This is a genomic window from Curtobacterium sp. PhB170 (genome assembly GCF_003752345.1).
Lineage (GTDB): Bacteria > Actinomycetota > Actinomycetes > Actinomycetales > Microbacteriaceae > Curtobacterium.
In genome coordinates this window covers 40,239-59,479 of sequence record NZ_RJUM01000011.1, presented here as the reverse complement: position 1 = coordinate 59,479, position 19,241 = coordinate 40,239, and the positions used below count along the sequence as shown (strand labels likewise).

15 protein-coding genes and 5 tRNA genes are annotated in these 19,241 nt (G+C 72.0%); 10 read left to right on the top strand and 10 right to left on the bottom strand.

Annotated elements, in window-relative coordinates:
- Positions 1 to 17: 17 nt before the first annotated feature.
- Genes EDF40_RS11160 through EDF40_RS11150 form a run of 3 tightly spaced genes read left to right on the top strand, consistent with a single transcriptional unit; the run spans position 18 to position 1,716 of the window.
- Positions 18 to 611: a molybdopterin-dependent oxidoreductase gene (locus tag EDF40_RS11160; RefSeq protein WP_123339596.1), complete on the top strand. Its 594-nt coding sequence runs from the start codon at positions 18 to 20 to the stop codon at positions 609 to 611.
- A complete protein-coding gene (locus EDF40_RS11155; RefSeq protein ID WP_260212669.1) occupies positions 608 to 1,447 on the top strand; it encodes a ferredoxin reductase in 840 nt (279 codons plus the stop codon). The genes EDF40_RS11160 and EDF40_RS11155 overlap by 4 nt, the downstream gene beginning before the upstream one ends.
- Positions 1,447 to 1,716, top strand: a complete 270-nt coding sequence (locus tag EDF40_RS11150) for a DUF6510 family protein (protein WP_123339595.1) — start codon at positions 1,447 to 1,449, stop codon at positions 1,714 to 1,716. Before EDF40_RS11155 ends, EDF40_RS11150 begins: the two co-directional genes overlap by 1 nt.
- A 273-nt stretch (positions 1,717 to 1,989) precedes the next feature.
- Here EDF40_RS11150 and EDF40_RS11145 read toward each other — a convergent pair.
- Positions 1,990 to 2,061 (bottom strand) — tRNA-Gly (locus EDF40_RS11145).
- Positions 2,062 to 2,227: 166 nt separating this feature from the next.
- Here EDF40_RS11145 and EDF40_RS11140 point away from each other — a divergent pair.
- On the top strand, positions 2,228 to 2,434 hold the full coding sequence (locus tag EDF40_RS11140; RefSeq protein ID WP_111084081.1) for a hypothetical protein: 207 nt from the start codon (positions 2,228 to 2,230) through the stop codon (positions 2,432 to 2,434).
- Here EDF40_RS11140 and EDF40_RS11135 read toward each other — a convergent pair.
- Complete coding sequence (locus tag EDF40_RS11135) at positions 2,419 to 4,176, bottom strand: 2-isopropylmalate synthase (protein ID WP_260212668.1); 1,758 nt, start codon at positions 4,174 to 4,176, stop codon at positions 2,419 to 2,421. The genes EDF40_RS11140 and EDF40_RS11135 overlap by 16 nt on opposite strands.
- A gap of 86 nt (positions 4,177 to 4,262) precedes the next feature.
- On the opposite strand from EDF40_RS11135, the gene EDF40_RS11130 reads away from it, so the two are divergent.
- The gene (locus EDF40_RS11130) at positions 4,263 to 4,931 is read left to right on the top strand and encodes a FadR/GntR family transcriptional regulator (protein WP_123339594.1); all 669 of its coding nucleotides are present in this window, start codon (positions 4,263 to 4,265) and stop codon (positions 4,929 to 4,931) included.
- Between the two features lie 62 nt (positions 4,932 to 4,993).
- Here the strand turns inward: EDF40_RS11130 and EDF40_RS11125 are convergent, their stop codons facing one another.
- The 3 genes from EDF40_RS11125 to EDF40_RS11115 all read right to left on the bottom strand — a co-directional run bounded on the left by EDF40_RS11125 (position 4,994) and on the right by EDF40_RS11115 (position 9,415).
- Positions 4,994 to 6,373, bottom strand: coding sequence for a hypothetical protein (locus EDF40_RS11125; RefSeq protein ID WP_132100385.1), 1,380 nt, complete (start codon positions 6,371 to 6,373; stop codon positions 4,994 to 4,996).
- 36 nt (positions 6,374 to 6,409) lie between these two features.
- The gene (locus EDF40_RS11120) at positions 6,410 to 8,467 is read right to left on the bottom strand and encodes a GMC oxidoreductase (protein ID WP_123339592.1); all 2,058 of its coding nucleotides are present in this window, start codon (positions 8,465 to 8,467) and stop codon (positions 6,410 to 6,412) included.
- A gap of 75 nt (positions 8,468 to 8,542) precedes the next feature.
- On the bottom strand, positions 8,543 to 9,415 hold the full coding sequence (locus EDF40_RS11115) for an oxidoreductase (RefSeq protein ID WP_123339591.1): 873 nt from the start codon (positions 9,413 to 9,415) through the stop codon (positions 8,543 to 8,545).
- A 233-nt stretch (positions 9,416 to 9,648) separates the two neighbouring features.
- Between EDF40_RS11115 and EDF40_RS11110 the strand changes: the two genes are divergently transcribed.
- Positions 9,649 to 11,100: an MFS transporter gene (locus EDF40_RS11110; RefSeq protein WP_260212667.1), complete on the top strand. Its 1,452-nt coding sequence runs from the start codon at positions 9,649 to 9,651 to the stop codon at positions 11,098 to 11,100.
- Here the strand turns inward: EDF40_RS11110 and EDF40_RS11105 are convergent.
- The 5 genes from EDF40_RS11105 to EDF40_RS11085 form a co-directional block, all read right to left on the bottom strand.
- The gene (locus EDF40_RS11105; protein ID WP_123339875.1) at positions 11,085 to 11,846 is read right to left on the bottom strand and encodes an SDR family NAD(P)-dependent oxidoreductase; all 762 of its coding nucleotides are present in this window, start codon (positions 11,844 to 11,846) and stop codon (positions 11,085 to 11,087) included. The genes EDF40_RS11110 and EDF40_RS11105 overlap by 16 nt on opposite strands.
- Positions 11,847 to 11,993: 147 nt before the next feature.
- Positions 11,994 to 12,521: a hypothetical protein gene (locus tag EDF40_RS11100; RefSeq protein WP_123339590.1), complete on the bottom strand. Its 528-nt coding sequence runs from the start codon at positions 12,519 to 12,521 to the stop codon at positions 11,994 to 11,996.
- Positions 12,522 to 12,609: 88 nt separating this feature from the next.
- Positions 12,610 to 12,684: transfer RNA gene (locus tag EDF40_RS11095), tRNA-Val, on the bottom strand.
- A 48-nt stretch (positions 12,685 to 12,732) separates the two neighbouring features.
- Positions 12,733 to 12,806, bottom strand: a tRNA-Cys gene (locus tag EDF40_RS11090).
- Positions 12,807 to 12,888: 82 nt separating this feature from the next.
- Positions 12,889 to 12,960, bottom strand: a tRNA-Gly gene (locus EDF40_RS11085).
- A gap of 368 nt (positions 12,961 to 13,328) precedes the next feature.
- On the opposite strand from EDF40_RS11085, the gene EDF40_RS11080 reads away from it, so the two are divergent.
- From EDF40_RS11080 to EDF40_RS11065, 4 genes are all read left to right on the top strand, one after another.
- A tRNA-Val gene (locus EDF40_RS11080) sits at positions 13,329 to 13,401 on the top strand.
- A 100-nt stretch (positions 13,402 to 13,501) separates the two neighbouring features.
- Positions 13,502 to 15,031 (top strand): DUF3375 family protein, encoded by a 1,530-nt coding sequence (locus EDF40_RS11075; RefSeq protein ID WP_123339589.1) that lies wholly within the window; start codon positions 13,502 to 13,504, stop codon positions 15,029 to 15,031.
- Positions 15,028 to 15,816, top strand: a complete 789-nt coding sequence (locus EDF40_RS11070) for a DUF4194 domain-containing protein (protein ID WP_123339588.1) — start codon at positions 15,028 to 15,030, stop codon at positions 15,814 to 15,816. The genes EDF40_RS11075 and EDF40_RS11070 overlap by 4 nt, the downstream gene beginning before the upstream one ends.
- Positions 15,813 to 19,178 (top strand): ATP-binding protein, encoded by a 3,366-nt coding sequence (locus tag EDF40_RS11065; RefSeq protein ID WP_123339587.1) that lies wholly within the window; start codon positions 15,813 to 15,815, stop codon positions 19,176 to 19,178. Before EDF40_RS11070 ends, EDF40_RS11065 begins: the two co-directional genes overlap by 4 nt.
- Positions 19,179 to 19,241 lie beyond the last annotated feature (63 nt).

Genomic DNA, 19,241 nt, shown 5'->3' with positions numbered 1-19,241 from the left:
CCCGTCCGAGGAGGATCATGGCGACGTTCACCAGGGGGTTCGGTGGCCGTCGGGCCGACCGCGACGACACCCGCATCCCGCCCGGCCAGACCCTGGTGCGCGACTGGCCGGTCCTGTCAGCCGGTGCCACGCCCGACGTCGATCCGGCGTCGTGGACCTTCTCGATCCGCACCGAGAACGGTCTGCACACCTGGACGTGGGACGAGGTGCACGCGCTCGGCGTCGAGGACGTCACCGTCGACATCCACTGCGTCACCCACTGGACCAAGCTCGACATGCCCTGGCGGGGCGTCCCCCTCGACCGCCTGTTCGAAGACGTCGAGACGTCGCTCGACTACTGCATGGTGCACAGCACCGGCGGGTACACGACGAACGTGCCGCTCGACGAGCTGTTGGACGGCAAGGCGTGGATCGCGTTCGAGGCCGACGGTGAACCGCTCGAGCCCGAACACGGCGGTCCGGCACGCCTGCTGGTGCCGCACCTGTACTTCTGGAAGAGCGCGAAGTGGGTGAGCGGGATCGTGATGCAGGCGGACGACGAGCCGGGCTTCTGGGAGAACGCGGGCTACAACCTGCACGGCGACCCGTGGAAGGAAGAGCGGTACTGGTGACGGTTCCCGACACCGACCTGTCCACCGACGTGTCCACGGATCCGTCCACGGATCCGTCCACCGACCTGGAGGCCCGGATCGCGCCCGCCACCCGGCCCGCGCCCCGCAGACGGCCGGCCTGGCACCCCGCGACGGTCGCCTCGGTGGAGCGCGAGACCCCGAACGCACGTCGGGTCGTCCTGGACGTCCCGACGTGGCCGGGGAACGACCCGGGCCAGCACCTGGACCTGCGACTCACGGCCGAGGACGGCTACCAGGCATCCCGCTCGTACTCGATCGCCTCGGCGGGTGACCGGACCGACGTCGTGCTCGCCGTCGGCCGCGTCGAGGGTGGCGAGGTGTCCCCGTTCCTGGTCGACGCGGTCGAGGTCGGCGACGCGCTCGAGGTGCACGGGCCGCTCGGCGGCTGGTTCGTGTGGCGTCCCGGCGCGTCCGACCGTCCGGTGCAGCTGATCGCCGGCGGCTCGGGGATCGTGCCGCTCGTCGCCATGGTCACCGCGCACGCCGAGGCCGGGGACCCCGCACCGTTCCGGCTGCTCGTCGCCGTCCGGACCCCCGAGGACGTCTTCTTCCGAGCCGAACTCGACCGGGCCGTCGCTTCCGACGCTCCGCTCGACGTGACCACCGTGTACAGCCGGACCGCTCCACCCGGGTCCGCTGCGCCCGCGGGACGGCTGACCCGCGATGCGCTCGCCGCCGCGGTCTTCCCACCCGACGCCGGGGCGCTCGTCTACGTGTGCGGCTCGACGCCCTTCGTCGAGCAGGTGCTCCGCTGGCTCGCCGACCTCGGACACGACACCACCGACGTCCGTGCCGAACGGTTCGGGGGCAGCTGATGACGGTCGTCGACGGCAACGCCCTCGCGGGGGTCCTGTCCGAGGTGCTCGGTCCGGAGCCGACCGTGGCTGTGCTGTGTTGTGCGGGGTGCGGGTCCCGCGGATCGGTCGCACGCACCGCCGTGTACTGCTCGGCGATGGGCTCCGTCGCCCGGTGCCGGACGTGCGACACCGTGCTCGTCACCGTCGTCGAGGCCGGATCCGCGCGCTGGATCAGCCTCCCCGGCACCCGCGCCACGCTGGTCCGATTACCCGAGGACCTCGTCTGACGCAATCGCCGACCGCATGTCGTGCGGACTCCTTGCGGTTTTCCGCACCCCCGAACTGGGGTCCAATCCGACCACGACGATGCTCCGGATGACTCTTCGGGACATCGCTGGGCCACCCACCCGGCGTCTCCACTCGGGGCAGTGCGGCCTCTGCGTCCGGTGGGCGCGGGTACCCGAAGCCTGCGCCCCCGGATGTGCCCGCTCACGGCGCCCGGGTACGACAGAACCCCCGGTGCTGCTCTATGAGCAACCCCGGGGGTCCTGTTCCGTCCGAGCGGATGACGAGATTCGAACTCGCGACCCTCACCTTGGCAAGGTGATGCGCTACCACTGCGCCACATCCGCAATCGCACGCCGTGTGGGCCGTGCGGAGTCGACTGTACCCGATCCCGGGCCCACGGACGTGTTCTGCGGCAGATCCGGGCGTGTCCGGTGTCGCGAGGCGCGGTCCGGCGCGGTCCGGCGCGGTCATCAGGCACGGTCATCAGGCACCGAGGAGTTCGATCGGAGCATGAGCTACGTGCACGACAACCCGGGCGGGACCGAGGCCCACGGCGTCGACCTGATCGACGGTGACACCCCCGCCATCCGCATCCTGGTGCACGGCGACCTGCCGACCACGATCGAGCACGAGGGGCGGACCTGGCTCGCCACCGGCGACGCGCACGACGACGGTGACGACCAGGCACCCCCGATCGCGATCTACCGCCCGGTCTGAGCCGAGCGGATCGCTCGTGCCGCCTGCAGGACGGCCTCCACGCTCGCGGCGAGCACCGAGCGGTGACGTCCGGCCGCCCAGTGCACCCCGGCGCCCTCGCGGTACTCGAGCAGGGTCAGTGCTGCACTGGCGCTGCCCGTCGTGCGCGACGTCTGGTGCAGCGAGACGATGTCGACTGCCGTACCGCACCCGGCGAGCAGTTCGACGACCGCCTCGACCGGACCGACGTCCACAAAGGCGCCGCGGCGCTCGACTCCGTCGATCCGCAGGGTGAGTTCGGTGCGCGCGCCGTCGCCGTGCGTCGCCTCGATCGCCACCAGCTCGACGTCCGCCGGGGCTCCGGCCGCCCGCTCGTAGCTCCGCTCGAACAGGTCGAGGAGTTCGGGTCCGTCGACCTCGGCCCCCGAACCGTCGACGTGCTGCTGGACACGACGAGCGAAGTCGATCTGCAGCCGGCGCGGGAGCTCGATGCCGGACGCCGTCTCGAGCAGGTGTGCGACACCGCCCTTGCCGGACTGCGAGTTCACCCGGATGACCGCGTCGTAGTCCCTGCCGAGGTCGGCCGGGTCGATCGGCAGGTACGGGACGCGCCACGCGGTCTCCGACTCAGGGCGCCCCGCTGCGGCCGCGCGTGCTCGGTGCTCGGCGAAGCCCTTGCGGATGGCGTCCTGGTGGGTGCCGCTGAACGCGGTGTGCACCAGGTCGCCGACGTAGGGGTGCCGCGGGTGCAGCTCGATGCGGGTGGCGTGTTCGACCGTCCGCCGGACCTCGTCGATGTCGGAGAAGTCGATCATCGGGTCGATGCCCTGCGCGTGCAGGTTGAGGGCGAGCGTGGCGATGTCGACGTTGCCGGTCCGCTCGCCGTTGCCGAAGATGCAGCCCTCGACGCGTTGTGCCCCCGCGAGCACCGCGAGTTCGGCGCACGCGATGCCGGTCCCCCGGTCGTTGTGGGGGTGCACCGACAGGATCACGCCGTCGCGCCGGGCCAGGTTGCGGTGCATCCACTCGATCTGGTCGGCGTAGACGTTCGGCGTCGCGATCTCGACGGTCGCCGGCAGGTTGATGACCACCGGGCGCTCCGGCGTGGCGTCCCAGAGCTCGGTCATCGCGTCGCAGACCTCGAGGACGAACTCCGGCTCGGTCAGGTTGAAGACCTCCGGGGAGAACTCGAACCGGACGTTCGGCAGGTGCCCCGCGAGCTCCAGGACGTCGCGGCCCCCGGCGAGGATCATCTCGCGCAGCTCGTCCCGGTCCTTCCCGAGCACGACGTCGCGCCACGTCGGGGCGGTCGCGGTGTACATGTGGATCACGACGTCGTTGGTGATCCCGCGGATCGACTCGACCGTCCGTTCGATCAGGTCACGCCGGGCGGGGGTGAACACGACGATCGTGACGTCGTCCGGCGCCAGGTCCGTGTCGGCGAGCAGCCGGACGAACGCGTGGTCCGTCTCCGACGCCGACGGGTAGCCGACCTCGATCTCCTTGTAGCCCATCCGCACCATGAGCTCGAAGAACCGCCGTTTGCGTTCAGGGTCCATCGGCTCCGCGAGCGCCTGGTTGCCGTCGCGCAGGTCGACGGGGACCCACAGCGGCGCCGCGGTGAGCGACCGCGTCGGCCAGGTGCGGTCGGTGAGCGGGACGGCGACGCGGTCGGAGACGTCCTGGTACCGGTACGACGGCATCGGGGACGGACGCTGTCGGTTCCACGATGGGGTCGCGACGTCGGGGGTGGTGGTGGTCATGAGGCTCCTCTGCAGCTGTCGCGACGACCGTAGCACCACTCCTCAGACAAGTAGAGGTGTTGCGTACGATGCGGCAGGATGGGCACATGACACCGGTCCGCCGCGAACCCCTCGCCGAACAGGCCGCCGACGCCCTGCTCGCCCGCATCCGCGACGGTGAGTGGGTGCTCGGCGACAAGCTCCCCGGCGAGACGACGCTGGCACCGCAGCTCGGCGTCGGTCGCTCGACAGTGCGCGAGGCGATCCGGCACCTCGCCGGTCGGGGCGTGCTGGCTTCGCGGCAGGGCGCCGGGGTCTTCGTCACCGCGCTCGACGTGCAGGACGGCCTCGACGACGTGGTCCGCCGCGCCGACATCGCCGCCGTGGTCGAGGCCCGTATCGCCATCGAGGTCGAGGCATCGTCCCTCGCCGCGGATCGCCGGACCCCGGCTGAGCTCCGCACGATGCGGCGCGCGGTCGAGCACCGGCAGGAACGACGCGCCTCGATCGAGCAGCACGTCGACGCGGACACGGCGCTGCACCGCGCGATCGTCGTCGCCGCCCACAACCCGCTGCTCACCGAGCTCTTCGACGGGTTCACCCCTCGCAGCCGCCAGGCGATGATCGAACTGCTGCGCATCGACGGGGTGTACGGCAGCGAGGCCGACCGCGACGTGCACGACGACATCGTCGACGCGATCGACGACCGGGACGCGGCCGCGGCCGCAGCCCTGACCCGGGCGCACCTCCGCAGCCTGACGGCTCGGCTCGGCTGAGCGCAGGCCGGCTCCCGCCCGGTCTGGACCACGCTCGGCGGCGGGCCGGGTGCCCGTCCGGGTCAGTGGCCCCGGACGTCGCCCGTCAGGATCGCGTGCTCGGCGCCGGCCGACAGCTCGTCGTGCAGCGCGTCCGCGAAGAACTCTCCCGCACCGAGGCTGACCAGGTGTGTGAGCGCACCGCCCACGTCGACCAGCCCGGGGTTCCACTCGTCGTGGAGGGACGCGCGGACGTGCCCGGACTCGTGCACGACGACGACCCCGATGTGGTCGTGGGCATCGCCGACCTCGAGCACGGCGTCGTACACGACGGGTTCGGTGTCCTCGCCGAGGGGCTCCAGGTGCACCTCGCCGATCCCGGGCCACTCGGTGCGGAACACGGGCAGGTCCGGTGCGTGCAGGTGCGGGGCGCGTTCGTCGGTCACGGACTCGATCTCCCCCGACGTCAGGTACTCGTCGACGACCTCGTGGATCCGGTCGTGCAGTCCGGGCTCGTACTGCCACCAGCGCTGGTGCACCGCCCGGAGCCAGTCCTGCGTCGCGGCGTCGGCCGAGGCCGAGGTCCCGACCAGCTGCGGTGCCGTGCCCGGCGATCCGACGACCTCGAGCTGCTCGTCGTGCGTCTCGACGGTGATGGACCCGGTGGCCTCGTCGGGGTGCACGCCGTGGACGTCCTCGGGGGCCGCGGCCCAGATGCTCGCCGGCAGCTTCGGCGGCAGGGCGAACGCCACAGCGATCGCCGGACGTGCCAACGCCTCGTCGAGCGCGTCGCCGAGGTGCACCTCGTCCGAGCGGGACCCCATGACGATGCCGCCGGTCGGGGGCACGGCGGCCAACCGTTCGAGGTCCTCGTGGTCCGCGTTCATCGATGCGAACACGGGGGTGTCCGCCCACTGGACGAACTCGCCGGCCGCACGGTCCTGGTCCTCGAACGGCACGTTCCAGACCGAGGGGTCCGCGAGCACCCACGACGCCGAACGACCGGCGGGGCCACGGCGCACGGCGTCGACCACGGCGGGGACGAGTCCGGGCAGCCCGCGGTACGCCGGACGCACGGTGAGGCGGTCGAGCGCGAGCAGGTCCGGCTTGCCGAGCATCTCGGCGGCGTGCGTCTGCAGCGACAGGAAGGTCTCGCCGGTGGCGTCCGGCACGACGATCGCCGCGGCGAAGTCACCGTCGACGTCGGACACCTGGTACCCGAGCACGAGTGCCTCGACCGACTCGGGCGATCGGCTCGTGTACGCGGCGACCTCGGCGACCGACACCGCTTCGGCCTCGTCGTCGGTGATGGGCACCCGGACGTCGATCACCCACCGGTCGACGTCCTGGCCGGGGTAGGCGTCGCCGTCCTCGTCCGAGATCGTGATGTGCACGAGCCGCAGGGAACCGTCCCACGCGTCGTGGACGTGCTGGGCGATGGCGGCTTCAGGGTCGTCGGTCACGGACGCCACCGTATCGGTGGCGGACCGGGCACGTGGTCAACCGTGCTGCGCGACCATCGCGTCGACACTCCGCATCGCGGTCGCCAGGATGGTGAGGACCGGGTTCACCCCGCCGTTCGTGACGTGCACCGAGCCGTCGGTCACCCGCAGGTTGTCGTGTCCCCACACCCGTCCGAACGGGTCGACGACCGACGTCGCGGGGTCCGTCCCCATCCGGAGCGTGCCGGCCTGGTGCTGGCCACCGCTCGTGCCCCGGACCGGACCGTGCAGCTCCGCCACGCGCGTGGCGCCGGCCGCGCGCAACCAGTCGCCGCTCCGGGCGCTGGTGTGGTCGCGAGCACGGACGTCCTCCGGGTGGACCCCACCGCTGAACGACGCCACCGGGATGCCGTACCGGTCCGTCACCGCGGGGTCGACCCGGACGCGTGCGTCGGCCGTGGTGACCTCCTGGATCGGCCCCATGATCCGCATGCTGCGCCGCGCCAGGTCCCGCATCGCGTGCTTGCCGTCGAGCCCGGAACGCGGCGCGAGCCCCGTGCCGACGAGGTACTGGTACGTGCTCGACGGCGTCGCGATGAACTCGTTCGCCAGGATCCCGCCACCGATCTGCCCGGGCACGCCGTGCCGGTAGTCGGTGGTGGCGATCGACGGCCCCGGTCCGAGACCGTCGTCCACCACGTCGTCGAAGACCCCCATTGCGCCGCCGTAGACGTGGCCCTGCAGGTGCCGGCCGACCTGGTCCGCGCCGTTGCCGATGCCGTCGGGCTCCTGGTCGCTCCGGCTGTTCAGCAGGAGCCGAGCCGACTCCACCGCCCCGGCCGCCACGACGACCTCGGCGGCGTCGACCTCGGCCCGCCAGTCGCGGCCGTCCGCGGTGCCGACGAGCGTGACGCCGACCACGCGGCCGGCACCGTCCGTACGCAGCCGGGCGACCCGTGACTCGAGCACGATCGACGCGTTCCCGGTGGCGAACGCGCGGGTCAGCATGGTGTTCTGGCTGCCGTTCTTGGCGTCGACCGGGCACGCGAAGCCGACGCACATGCCGCACTGCTCACACGCGCGGCGACCCAGGTACGGCGCCGAGTTGATCAGGAGCGGGACGTGCACCGTCGAGATGCCCAGGGCGTCCGCGGCGCCGGCGAGCCGGTCCCGCGCTGCCCCCGACGGCAGGGGTGGCATCGGTCGCGCGCGCGACCGTTCCCCGGACCACGGACCGTCGACGTCACCGCCGCTGACCCCGATCTCCCACTCGGCGCGCTCGTACCAGGGCTCGAGCTCGTCGTACCCGAACGGCCAGTCGGCCAGCGCGCTGCCGTCCGGCACGCCGTACGTCGACGCCATCGCGAAGTCGCGCGGCCCGAACCGCCAGGCCTGTGCACCGTAGACCCGCGTGCCGCCCCCGGCCGTGACGGCGTTGTTGTGCCACCCCGGCGACGAGGGACGGAGCACCAGGAGCTCGCGACCGTCCGCCACCGTCCGCGGGTTGCCGACGTCGGACGGCCCCGACCGCGGTGCAACGCCCCAGCTCGACCGCGGGTTCCGGATGTGGTCACGGCTGAGTTCCGCGGTGCCGGGCCACCCACCGGCCTCGACCACGAGCACGCGCCGCCCGGACTCGGCGAGCCCGCACGCCGCGACACCCCCGCCGGCGCCCGACCCGACGACGACCGCGTCGTACCGGTCGGCCAGCTGCGACGGGTGCACGACCGAGGGCGCTGCGGTCGGCACCGGTACCGGCACGCTCCAGCCGTCCGGCGGACCGGACTGCCACCCCACCATGTCCCAGGACCGCTCCCCCGCGTTCCCGCCGTTCCCCGCGTCGGCGTAGTAGCCCGCGGCCACGAGCTCGGCGAACCAGGTCCAGTCCGGATCCTGTTCGTCCCCCGCAACGTCCGCGGACGCGTCGACGACGGCACGGAGACGGTCCAGCCAGTCGGGCCGGTCGACCAGCACCCCGGCCAGGAACTCGAGCGCGCCGGCCTCGGACGCCGACGGGTACTCGTCCGCCGGCACCACCCGGTCGACCAGGGAACGGAGCCGTTCGTCGTGCGTGCGGAGGAACTCCTGCGCCGCGGTGGCCGCGTGGTCCGTCATCGGTCCTGCCTCTCGAGCAGCGCCGGTGCCGCCCCACGAGCACCGTAACGGACACGGCAGGGTCCGAGGCCGGGCTCAGCCGCCGATGCCCTCCAGGTCGAGCAGGTCGTCGTCGCTCAGCACGACGGCGGCCCCCTCGATGTTCTCCTGCAGGTGTGCCCGCGACGACGTGCCCGGGATGAGCAGGATGTTCGGGGACCGGCGGAGCAGCCACGCCAGGGCGACGGACATCGGCGTCGACCCGAGCCGTGTCGCCACGGTCGAGAGCACCTCGGACTGCAGCGGTGCGAAGCCGCCGAGCGGGAAGAACGGCACGTAGGCGACTCCCTCGGCCGCGAGCCGGTCGATGAGCGGGTCGTCCTGCCGAATGGCCAGGTTGTACATGTTCTGGACCGACACGATCGGTGCGATCCCCTGCGCTTCCGCCACCTGGTCCGTCGTCGCGTTGCTCACCCCGAGGTGCCGGATGACCCCCTGTCGCTGCAGGTCGACCAGTGTCTCGAACGCCGGGGCGATCGGCTCCGCGACCGGACCGTTCGCATCGCCCAGTCGCAGGTTGACCAGGTCCAGCACGTCGACGCCGAGCGTCTCGAGGTTGTCGTCGACCTGTGCGCGCAGCTCGTCGGGCTTCCTGGCGGTGGGCCACCCGCCGCGGGCGTCCCGCCGCGCACCGACCTTGGTCGCGATGACGAGGCCGTCGGCGTACGGGTGCAGCGCCTCGTTCAGCAGTTCGTTGACCACACGGGGGCCGTACGTCTCGGCGGTGTCGATGTGCGTGATGCCACCGGCGACGGCGTCCCGGAGCACGGCGACGGCTTCGTCGTGGTCCTTCGGTGGCCCGACGACCCGGGGGCCGGCGAGCTGCATCGCGCCGTAGCCGAAGCGTGCGACCGGCCGGTCGCCGAGGGTCCAGGTGCCGCCGGGCAGGTGAGGGGTGGTGGTGCTCATCAGATCTCCTTCGAGGGCGTGCCGACGCCGAGGGCGCAGCGCAGCGCACTCCTGACAGCCTGCTCGCGTGGGCAGCCGCTCGGACGACACCGACGCGCGTTCCGGCCCACTTGCAGCGGACGCCCCACTGGACGTACGCTCCTGCCAGAGGGCAAAACGCCTCGTCGCTCCGGCGGCCAGGCACCCACACGCGGTCTCGGACGAGTCGCCACTTCTTCATCGAAGGAGTGCACGTGTCCACCCGTTCCCCCGCCCGGCTCCGCGACGCCGGGATCGCCCTCGCCGGCCTGTCCGCCGTCTTCCTGTTCGAGATGCTCGACAACTCGGTGCTGAACGTCGCGCTGCCCAGCATCGGCCGTGAACTCCACGCGTCGACGACCGGCCTGCAATGGGTCACCGGCGCCTACTCGGTCGTGTTCGGCGCCCTCATGCTCCTGTTCGGTGCGGTCGCCGACCGGTTCGGCCGACGCCGGGTGATGCTCGTCGGCCTGGTGCTGCTCGCGCTCTCCGCGCTGGCGACCACGCTCGTCACCACGACCGGCGAACTCATCGCGGTCCGCGCGCTCATGGGGCTCGCGGCGGCCATGACGACGCCCGGGTCGATGGCCCTGGCCTTCCGGCTCTTCGACACCGACACCCTGCGGGTCCGGGCGCTGACGGTCATCTCCACCGCGGGCCTGGTCGGGCTCGCGGTCGGTCCGACGGCGGGTGGCTTCGCCCTCGCGGTGGCGCCGTGGCAGGCCCTGCTCCTGGTGAACGTGCCGATCGCGGCGCTCGCGTTCATCGGCATCCGAGCCGGCGTGCCGGCTGACCGACCGGAAGACCTGCACCCCGACCGGATCGACGTGACCGGCGCGCTGTTCGGGACCACGGCCCTGGTCGCTGCACTCGGGACGCCCACCCTCTTCGCGCAGGCGGGCAGCGCCTCCTGGCCGGGGTGGACCGGGGTCGTCGTGACGGTCGCGGCGGTGGCGGCCTTCGTGCGGCGGGAGCGCACCGCGGCACAGCCGCTGCTCGACCTGCGCCTGCTCGCCCGTCCGCTCGTCGCGAGCGGTCTGGCGTACAAAGCGGCCTCCGGCCTGGCCGTCTCCGGCCTGTCGTACCTGGTGACGCTGCAGCTGCAGTTCGCCTGGGGCTGGTCACCGGCACTCGCCGCGATCGGGACGCTGCCGCAGGTGGTGGTGCTCCTGGCGTCCGGACGCTTCGTCGGCCCGTTCGTGCAGCGGGTGGGCCTCGGCCGCGCGGCCTGGCTGAGCGCCGGCGCCGTCGTCGCAGGACTCGCGCTCTTCACGGTCGGCGGCCGTGCCGGGTACGGATGGGTCGCCGCGGCACTCGTGCTCGTCGCCGCAGGGATGCGGGTCGTCGGGGTCGTCGCCGGCAACAACGTGCTCCAGGGCCTGCCGTCGAACCGGACGTCGGTCGGTGCGGCGCTCGTCGACACCTCGAGCGAGCTCGCGACCGCGGTGGGCATCGCGGCGACCGGGACGGTGCTGGCGGTGCTCGTGCCGGGCAGCATCGCGACGACGTCCTGGACGGCTGAACGCTTGGCCGCGTTCGAGGCCGGGATCACCGTCGCGGGCATCGTCCTGACGGTCGTCGCCGCCGTGCTCGTCGCCGTCGGCATGGCCCGCGCGACGACCCGCGCGGGCACGCCGGTGGCCGAACCGGCTCAGACGGCGCTGTAGCCGCCGTCCGCCACGAGCACGGATCCGGTGATGAACGACGCCGCGTCGCTCGCCAGGAAGACGACGCTCGGCGCGATCTCCTCGGGCAGGGCGAAGCGCTGCTGCGGTGCGTCCTCGATCCAGTACCGCCGGAACTCCGGGGAGTCCACCGGGGCCATCTCGGTCTTCACGTACCCGGGGGCGACGGCGTTCACGCGGATCCCGTACTGCGCCCACTCGACCGCGAGCGACTTCGTCAGGTGGTGCACGGCCGCCTTCGACGCGTTGTACGCCGGCTGCCACTGCGGCCGGTTCACGATGAGGCCCGACATGCTGCCGATGTTCACGATCGAGCCCGAACCGGCATCGCGCATGTGCGTGCCGACCGCGGTCGACGTCTTCCACAGTGCGCGGACGTTGAGGTCGAACACGTCGTCCCACTCGCTGTCGGGGACGTCGAAGGCGTCCCGGTGGTGGCAGGTGCCGGCGTTGTTGACGAGCACATCGAGGCGGCCGAGGGCCGTCATAGCCTCCTCGGTCATGCGTGCCACCTGCTCGCCGTCGGTGATGTCCGCCGTGATGGTGACGAAGTCGTGGCCGGCATCCGCGGCCTCGGCGGCGACCAGGGCGTTGCGCTCCGCGGAGCGCCCGACGATCGCCACGCGGGCGCCGGCCTCGGCGAGGCCGAACGCGAACGCCCGGCCGAGTCCCTGGTTGCCGCCGGTGACGAGGGCAGTCCTGCTGGTGAGGTCGAAGGGTGAGGTCATGGAGCGGGCGCCTTCCTGAACGGGGTCGGCGCGGTGCACCGCGTCGACGAGGTACCGCCCTGCGTACACGACCCGGCCGGGAGGCGCGGCGTGCGTCCGACGCGCACCGCGCCTCCCGCTGCGGTCACGACCACCGCGTCTGGTCGCTCAGTGCGTGTCGGTCGCGTTCCGCCGGTCGAGCTCGACGAGCATCGCGGCGGTGTTCCGCAGCACCTTCGGTGTCTGCACGAGGGTGACGACCAGGAACACGAGGAACATCGCCGCCGCGAACCAGAAGACCGGCCGCCCGGTGACGGCGAGGGACACCTCGAGGACCATCGCCAGCACGAACACGACGGGTCCGAACCACCGCTGTCGGCGGTACTGCTGCTGGTAGTGCTCGAGCGCCTGGCGCCACTGCGCCGGGTCGGCATCAGCGGGCAGTTCGCCGCGCCTCACCGCTCGACCGAGTGCACGATCACGCGCTGCCGGGCCGACGCTCCGGCGCTGCCGACCGATCCAGAGCCCGAAGATCACGCCGAACGCGGCGCCGGTCACGGCACTCGCTGTGCCCCGGATCCAGACGGGAACGTCGGCGGGCATGGTGACGAACGTCGACAGGTACCAGAACCCGCCGAACGCGACCGCGAGGACGATCATCACGGCCCACAGCGGCCACCTCCGCATCGAATCCATCTCGCCATCGTGCCAGCCGAGCGCGGCGGTCGCCCGGAACGACGAAAGCCCCCGGCGGGACCTGGTGGTCCTGCCGGGGGCTTTCTCGTGGTGGGCGATACTGGGATCGAACCAGTGACCTCTTCCGTGTCAGGGAAGCGCGCTACCGCTGCGCCAATCGCCCAGATTCCCTGTCTGAACCGGGGTTCGCACAGGATCTGGAGGGTGTTGCTGGAGGTGGGGACGGGATTCGAACCCGCGTGGACGGCTTTGCAGGCCGCTGCCTAGCCTCTCGGCCACCCCACCATCGAGGTTCACGTCTCCGTGAGTACCCGAACGGTGGGATACCCTCTGGTGAGTCGTGAGACTTCGAGAAGCCCCACACTCGAGCGGATGACGAGATTCGAACTCGCGACCCTCACCTTGGCAAGGTGATGCGCTACCACTGCGCCACATCCGCACTTGTCTTTCCGCTGTCGCGGCGACGACGTAAACTCTATACGAACCCAGGGGCATCCACCAAAATCCTTCCCGTTCACCGGGCGTGTCCCCCGAGTTCATGCGGATCCGGCCGGTATGGCACCCTTCGCACGGTGCGCCTTTCGCCATCTGGTGCGCGGATGCGTGCTTCGTGGCCGCTTACGGCGCCGCACCGTGCGATCAAGCTCGCACCGGGGCGCCGACACGGCACCGTGCGACCGCGTGCCGACACGGCACCGTGCGACCGCTGCGCAGCGCGCCGCCGCACACGCGCCACACCCGGGGCGCGCGCCGTGTTCGATGCACCGCCGGACTTCCGCTACTATCGACTCGCACGAACAGTGCAGGGGGCGATTGGCGCAGTTGGTAGCGCGCTTCGTTCACACCGAAGAGGTCATCAGTTCGAGTCTGGTATCGCCCACCCTTGAGACAGAGCCCGACGCAGCAGCGTCGGGCTCTTGTCATCTCACCGGGCCGCATCATGCGGGCCACACCATCAGCACGATCGGACGAAGGGGCGCATGACCGACGTCGACCTCGAGTTCGCCCGGGTCCGAGTGGTCCTCGACCGTCCGACCCTGCGCCTCATGTCCCGCCCGACGAGCGCGACGGTCCTCGCCGTGTTCCGCACGGTGTTCGACCGCGACGTCCAGTACGTCCCCGCCGACCGCATGCACCTGCAGGTCGAGGAGCACGTCGCCCGCCTGCAGGCATCGGGTGCACGCGTGCCCGCGAGCGAACAGCACGAGCAGAGCGAGCAGGACCCCCGACCGAACGGCCGCGCCCTCTGCCGCGAGTGGGTGGCGGCACAGTGGCTGGTCCGCTCCAACTCCCCCGACGGCGACGAGCAGTACTCCCTGACGAGTCACGCGCTCGAGGCCCTGAGCCTCGTCGATGCCCTGTCCGCCGACCGTGCCCTGATCAGCGAGAGCCGGCTCGCGATGATCGTCGACGCCGTGCACCGCTGGGCCGCCCGCGCCGAGCCGGACCCGGACGTGCAGATCCGCCGCATCGACGCCCAGATCGCCGAACTGCGGGCCGAGCGTGAGCGCCTCGAGCACGGCGACGACGTCGTCACCGTCGAGGACGACCGGATGCGCGACGGGTACACGAACATCTCCGACCTGATCCGGCAGCTGCCGAGCGACTTCAAGCGCGTCGAAGAGGCCGTCGCGACGATGCACCGCTCGATCGTCGAGGACTTCCGGCAAGAGGTCCGCCCGATCGGTGAGATCCTCGACGACTACCTCGCGCGCACCGACAACCTGATGCAGGCGACGCCCGAGGGCCGCGCGTTCGAGGGTGCCTTCGAGCTCCTGCGCGACGACGCCCTGCTGCTCCGCCTGCGCGACGACATCGCGACGATCCTGTCCCACTCGTTCGCCGACGGGCTCGGAGCCGGTGAGCGTCGCGCGTTCCGCAACACGGTCACGATCCTGCGCCAAGGCATCGAGGACGTCCTCGCGCAGCGGCGCCAGCTCACCGCCACGCTCCGCGACCAGATCGTCGCCCACGACGTCGTGCGCGACCGCGAACTCGACGCCGTGATCCGCTCGATCAACCGCGGCCTGGCGACGCTGATGGACCAGGGCGGTGCGCGCGACCGCATCCCGCTCCCGCTGTTGCCGGCGTCTGCCGAGGTCGGCACCCTGCGCGAGCGCTTCTACGACCCGGACGCCGAGTCGGTGCCGCCGCCCATCGAGGAACCCGACGACGACGTCTTCGAGGACCTCGACGTCGAGATGCTCCGCAAGCACGGCGGCCCGCTCCTGACCGAGCTGCGTGCCGCGCTCCGGTTCGCCGAGGCCGACTCGAGCGTCGACGCCTTCCACGGGCTGCCGCCCGAACAGCGTCGACCGGTCGAGCTCTTCGGCCTCGCTCACCTGCTGACGGGGCGCGACGACTTCGAGTCCGCCACCCACGTCGCGGAGCACCGCACGGTGCGTCCGGACGGCAGTGCGGTCACCTTCCACATGCCCACCGCTGCGCTCGCTGCCGAGCACGCGCCGGCCGGCGATCCCCACGACGACAACGCACAGGAGGCACGGTGAGCGACACGACGCCGGCACCGGTCGACGAGACCGTCCCGTACGACGACCCCGCAACGGTCGTGCAGGACGACGAACGCGACGAGTCCAGCTTCGCCCTCTTCGAGGGCGACGAGGGTCGGCTCGACGAGCACCAGCGACGTGCGCTGGTGGCGCTGCTCCGGCACTCGTACGTCAGCTCCCGCACGCACCCCGACGAGTGGCGTGCGGTGCTCGACGCCGAGTACCAGTTGCGGTCGCGTCTGAACGACCTGTTCCTCGAACTCCACGTCGACCGTGACCGCGAGGTCGCGTGGAAGCGCCAGGCCCGTTCGGAGAGCCAGCGCCGCACGTTCCCCACGTTGCTGCGCGACCTGCCGTACACCCGCGAGGAGACGATCGTCCTCGTCTACCTTCGGATGCGCCTGCGCGCCGATGCCCGACCGGGTCCGGACCAGGTGGTCGTCGACCGCTCGGAGATCCTCGGGCACGTCGCCGGGTTCCGACCGGCGACCGCGACCGACCGCACGCGCGACGAGGGCCGGGTGGCGAAGGCCGTCGAGCGCCTCGTGACGGCGCGCATCCTGATCCGCACCTCGGACCCGGACCGTTTCCGGGTGGCGAGCGTCGTCGAGGTGCTGCTCCCCCTGGAGCGCCTGCTGGAACTGGACACGTGGCTGCGGACCACCACCGCGCACGAAGACGCGACCGACCAGGGCGGCGAGCCGACCGACGGAGCCGCCACGGGCCTCCCGGCAGACGGCGAAGCCGAGACCGACACCGACGACGACGGCGAGACGGAAGCATGACCGACACCTTCCAGATCCCCGCGCTGTTCGACACGGTCGCGCAGTGGCGCGCCGAGTCGATGCAGGTCGTCAACTGGGGCGGCTTCCACGGCCACCGGCAGGTCGAGCTGTCGGGCACCGCGACGCTCATCTCCGGCGCATCCGGCACCGGCAAGTCCACCCTGATGGACGCGTACCTGGCCGTGATGATGCCGTCCGACGTGCCGTTCAACGGCGCCTCGAACGACGCGACGACCGGGCGCGCACGCAGCGCGGACCAGCGCAACCTGCTCACGTACCTGCGGGGCAAGGTCGACACCCGCCGTGACCCCGAGTCCGGTGCCCTGCGCGACGTGAACCTCCGCGGCGACGACCAGACCACCTGGGGTGCGGCCGCGGTCACGTTCCGGAACGACGACGAGCGGCGCTTCACGGTGCTGCGGGCGTACATCGTGCCGAAGCGTGCGCGGGGCGTCGGCGACATCCAGATGACCATGGCGACGGTCGACGACACGTTCGACCTGCGCCGGCTCGAGGAGTTCGTGCCGACCCGCTTCCACCACCTCGAGCTGACCGGGCGCGTACCGGGGCTGGTGATCCGCGACACCTACCAGGAGCTCGCGTACACGCTGCAGACCCGGCTCGGCATCGGCGACTCCGGCGGCGGGAACCGGGCGATGCGTCTGCTCGCGCGCATCCAGGCCGGGCAGCACCTGCCGACGGTCGACGCGCTGTACAAGTCGCTCGTGCTCGAGACCCCGGGCACCTACGAGGCGGCCGACCGCGCCCTCGCGCACTTCTCCGCGCTCGACGAGGCGTACGAGGCGATGGACACCGAGGAGCGCAAGGTCCGCATCCTCTCCCCGATCACCGACCTGCACGACGAGATCGAACGCTCGAAGGCCGCGGCCGAGGCCCTGGACGGCATCGCCACCGGCGCCGAGGTCTCCCCGTTCGCGCACTGGACGGCCTCGCGGAAGCGAGACCTGCTCGACGCCGAGGTGGACCGCAACGGCCGGGAGCGCACGGCGTCCCGCGCCGAGGTCGCCGCCGCCGAGGCCCGGCACGCCGCCGTGGAGATCGAGCTGCGTGACGCCGAGGCGCGGCTGCGCGACCAGGGCGGCAACGCGCTCGCCCAGCTCGAGGACCGCATCGAACGGCTCACCCGCGAACGCGACGCCGTCGTCCGGACCCGGGCGACCTTCGACGAGCGGACCGCCGTGCTCGGAACGTCCGTCGCGACCGAGGCCGACTTCACTGCCGCGCAGCGCAGCTCGCACGAGTTCCTCGGGTCGTACGCTGCTTCGCGCTCGTCGTTGGACGACCGCCGCGACGCCCTGACGCGCGAGGAGTACCCGCTGCTCGACCGGGAGCGCTCGCTGCGCCAGGAGCGGCAGTCGCTCGAGCACCGACAGGGCGCGATGCCCCTGCCGATGCACGAGGCCCGGCTCGCGATGGCCCGCGCCGCCGGCATCGACCCCGCCGACCTGCCGTTCGTCGCCGAACTGCTCGACGTGCAGCCCGGCGAGGAGCGCTGGCGCACGGCCATCGAGTCCGTGCTGGCCCCCGTCGCCCGCACCCTGCTGGTCGACCAGGACCGCCTCGGCGCCTTCAGTGAGGCGATCGACGCACTCCGCCTGCCCGTCCGCGTGCAGTTCGAGGGCGTGCCGACCGGACCGCACCTGGACCTCGACGGCGATCCCGCGATGGTCTCCGGCAAGCTCGCGATCAAGCACTCGCCCTTCAGCACCTGGGTGCGGGAGCGGATCGAGTCGGACCGCACCGACGCCCGTTGCGTCACCGACGCCTCGGAGCTCGGTGGTGGTGGTCGGCGCGTCACCGAGTCCGGCCAGCTCCGCGACGGCCGGCGTGGTGCGCACGGTGACCGCCGCCAGGCCAACGTCATCGGCTTCACGAACGAGGCCCGCGTCGCCGCCGTCGAGCAGGAGCTCGCGTCGATCGCGCAGGACCTCGCCACGCTCGAGGCCCGTCGCACCGACGTGGCACAGGACCTCACCGCACTCGACGTCCTGCGCGCCGCGCACCAGCACGTCGTCGACGTGACGTGGGACGCCATCGACGTCGAGGGCGTCGAGACGTCGCTCGCCCGCCTCGACGAGGAACGCCAGGCGCTCCTCGCCGCCGACGACGGCCTCCGGACCCTGCGCGCCTCGGTCGCCCGCCTGCGGAAGTCGCTCGACGAGACCGCCGACCGCCGCTCCGCTGCACGGCTCTCCGTGCAGCGCCTCGAGGAGCGGCACGCCGTGCTCGTCGACGGCCAGGACGCCGCCGCCGAGATCCTGTCGCGTTTCGACGACACCCCCGAGTCGTTGCCCGACGACGAGCAGTCGCGACTCCTCGCCGAGACGTTCGCCGAGGTCGGTGCACCGGACGGTGTGGACGGTTTCGACGACGCCACCCGACGGCTCCGACGACGCCTCGAGGAGCGGCTGTCGCAGGCACTCGACGGTGCCGCAGCGGCCTCGACGTCGTTGACGCTCACGTTCCAGCGGTACCAGGACGCCTGGCCGGACCCGAACCTCGGCACCGGCGTCGCGTCGTACCCGGACTACCACGCCATCCTCGACCAGATCGTCGCGACCGGCCTGCACGCCCGACGCACCGAGTGGCGTCGGCGGCTGTCGCAGTGGAGCGGCGAGGACCTGGTGCCGCTCGCCGGGGCCTTCGACCGGGCCGTCGTCGAGATCGAGGAACGCCTCGAACCGGTCAACGAGATCCTGCGGGACCTGCCGTTCGGCGCGAACCGCGACCGCCTGAAGATCCAGATCCGGCGGGTCACCCGCGAGGACGTCACCGCGTTCCGCCGGGAGCTCCGCGCCCTGTCCGCCTCGGTCGACGCCGAGCTGACCGACGACGTGCTCGAGACCCGGTTCCGCCGGCTCCGGCGCTTCATGGCCGTCATCCGCCCCGACCCCGACGCCGCCCGTGGCCGCACCACGCAGCGCGACGCCGTGCTCGACGTCCGGCGGCACATGGAGATCACAGCGGTCCGCTACGACACGTCGGGCGACGACCTCGGTGTGTACTCGTCGCTCGGTGACAAGTCCGGTGGTGAGACGCAGGAACTCGTGGCGTTCATCGTCGGTGCGGCGCTCCGCTACCAGCTCGGCGACGAGACACGGCCCCGGCCCCGGTTCGCCCCGGTGTTCCTCGACGAGGCGTTCATCAAGGCGGACTCGGAGTTCGCCGGTCGTGCGGTCACCGCGTGGCTGCGGCTCGGGTTCCAGCTGGTGGTGAGTGCGCCGCTCGACAAGGTCACGGCGCTCGAGCCCTCGATGGAGCGGCTGCTCTCGATGCGCAAGCACCCCGAGACGGGCCACTCGTCCATCACCGAGATCGCCCGGGTCCCCGCCGACGCCTGACGGGGCGGGGGTGTCGTCCCCGAGGTTCCGAGATCTCGGAACCTCGGGCGCCCCCGCGTGCAT

What these genes read in the sequence shown, in the direction of transcription:
- EDF40_RS11135 (WP_260212668.1), bottom strand. Translation starts at nt 4,176, where the DNA reads ATGACCACCACCACCCCCGACGTCGCGACCCCATCGTGGAACCGACAG.
- EDF40_RS11120 (WP_123339592.1), bottom strand. Translation starts at nt 8,467, where the DNA reads ATGACGGACCACGCGGCCACCGCGGCGCAGGAGTTCCTCCGCACGCAC.
- EDF40_RS11160 (WP_123339596.1), top strand. Translation starts at nt 18, where the DNA reads ATGGCGACGTTCACCAGGGGGTTCGGTGGCCGTCGGGCCGACCGCGAC.
- EDF40_RS11130 (WP_123339594.1), top strand. Translation starts at nt 4,263, where the DNA reads ATGACACCGGTCCGCCGCGAACCCCTCGCCGAACAGGCCGCCGACGCC.
- EDF40_RS11115 (WP_123339591.1), bottom strand. Translation starts at nt 9,415, where the DNA reads ATGAGCACCACCACCCCTCACCTGCCCGGCGGCACCTGGACCCTCGGC.
- EDF40_RS11075 (WP_123339589.1), top strand. Translation starts at nt 13,502, where the DNA reads ATGACCGACGTCGACCTCGAGTTCGCCCGGGTCCGAGTGGTCCTCGAC.
- EDF40_RS11065 (WP_123339587.1), top strand. Translation starts at nt 15,813, where the DNA reads ATGACCGACACCTTCCAGATCCCCGCGCTGTTCGACACGGTCGCGCAG.
- EDF40_RS11150 (WP_123339595.1), top strand. Translation starts at nt 1,447, where the DNA reads ATGACGGTCGTCGACGGCAACGCCCTCGCGGGGGTCCTGTCCGAGGTG.
- EDF40_RS11105 (WP_123339875.1), bottom strand. Translation starts at nt 11,846, where the DNA reads ATGACCTCACCCTTCGACCTCACCAGCAGGACTGCCCTCGTCACCGGC.
- EDF40_RS11140 (WP_111084081.1), top strand. Translation starts at nt 2,228, where the DNA reads ATGAGCTACGTGCACGACAACCCGGGCGGGACCGAGGCCCACGGCGTC.
- EDF40_RS11100 (WP_123339590.1), bottom strand. Translation starts at nt 12,521, where the DNA reads ATGGATTCGATGCGGAGGTGGCCGCTGTGGGCCGTGATGATCGTCCTC.